Source organism: Streptomyces flavofungini, from assembly GCF_041028215.1.
GTDB lineage: Bacteria > Actinomycetota > Actinomycetes > Streptomycetales > Streptomycetaceae > Streptomyces > Streptomyces flavofungini_B.
The window spans coordinates 1-1,002 of record NZ_JASKYR010001393.1 but is presented as its reverse complement, the minus strand read 5'-3'; the positions used below and the strand labels follow the sequence as shown (position 1 = coordinate 1,002).

Sequence of the window (1,002 nt, the reverse complement as noted above, 5' to 3'; positions counted from 1 at the left end):
GGCTGATGGACGCCGGGGACCGGCACTCCTCCGGGGTGAGCGACCGGCTGCTGCGCATGTCGTGCGGCCTGGAGGACGTCGAGGACCTGTGGAGCGACCTCGACCGCGCGCTCGGTCCGGTCAGCGTTCCGCCCGCTGGTGGGGAGCGGCCTCCCACAGCAGGTGGCCGAGGCCGACGATGCGGCCGGACGCGGTCCGCACGGCCAGCGTGCGGCCGAAGCGGGGGCTGAGCAGGTGGTCGAGGTAGCGGTCGACGTCGCGCACGGGCCCGTGGTAGCGCATGCCGAGGGTGCGCGCCGAGCAGCGCTCGTGCATGGCCCTGGCGGCCTCGACGTCGTCCGTGCCGGCGCGGCGCACGGTGATGGAGTTGCCCTCGGCCAGTGTGAGGACGTCCTGGCTGCGCGGGAGGCGCGGGCCGAGCCGGGTGTCGAGTTCGACCAGGGCACGCGCGCGTGCGAACTCCGTGGGCGTGAACGGCAGATACGGCCGCTCCACGGTGATCGTCTCGCCGTCCGGCCCGTGCAGGCGCAGCACCGTCTCGTCCAGGGCGCCGTCCACCGGCAGTTCGGGCGCCGTGCCCTGGGACGCGGGCAGCGAGCGGATGGTGCAGCGGCCGAGCAGGTGGCGCAGCGCGAGCGGCAGTTCGGCGGCGTCGAGGGCGGTGCGGGTGGCGAGGCCGAGGATGCGGGTGGGCGCGTCCACCAGGTCGTGGGCGTCGGCGCGCTCGATCCAGGTGCCGGAGCCGCCCGCGTGGGCGATCGCCCGGGTGATCTCGGCCGCGGGCAGCTCCTCGGGGGCGCGCAGCAGGAACTCGTCGACCGTGCCGTCGGCCAGCGGGTGCGTCTGGAGGCTCAGGATGTCCACCCGCCGGGAGGCGAACACTCCGCAGAGCGCGGCCAGCGAGCCGGGCTCGTCCCGTACGGGCGTGCGCATCCGCCACAGCGACGTCGTCGTGGCGGGGGCCGCCGACGCGGGCCGCGGGGTGCCGGGCCCGGCCTGCGC

General features: G+C 76.3%; 1 protein-coding gene and 1 pseudogene. One reads left to right on the top strand and one right to left on the bottom strand.

Annotation, left to right across the window (positions count from 1 at the left end; all coding sequences use genetic code 11):
- Window positions 1–5 precede the first annotated feature (5 nt).
- Window positions 6–230 carry a PLP-dependent transferase gene (locus AB8Z36_RS41260; RefSeq protein WP_440582142.1) on the top strand — a complete coding sequence of 75 codons (225 nt, stop codon included), beginning with the start codon at window positions 6–8 and terminating at the stop codon, window positions 228–230.
- On the opposite strand, the pseudogene AB8Z36_RS41255 reads toward AB8Z36_RS41260, so the two are convergent.
- Window positions 121–1,002: pseudogene (locus AB8Z36_RS41255) on the bottom strand (GNAT family N-acetyltransferase); the annotation flags it as partial. The gene AB8Z36_RS41260 and the pseudogene AB8Z36_RS41255 overlap by 110 nt on opposite strands.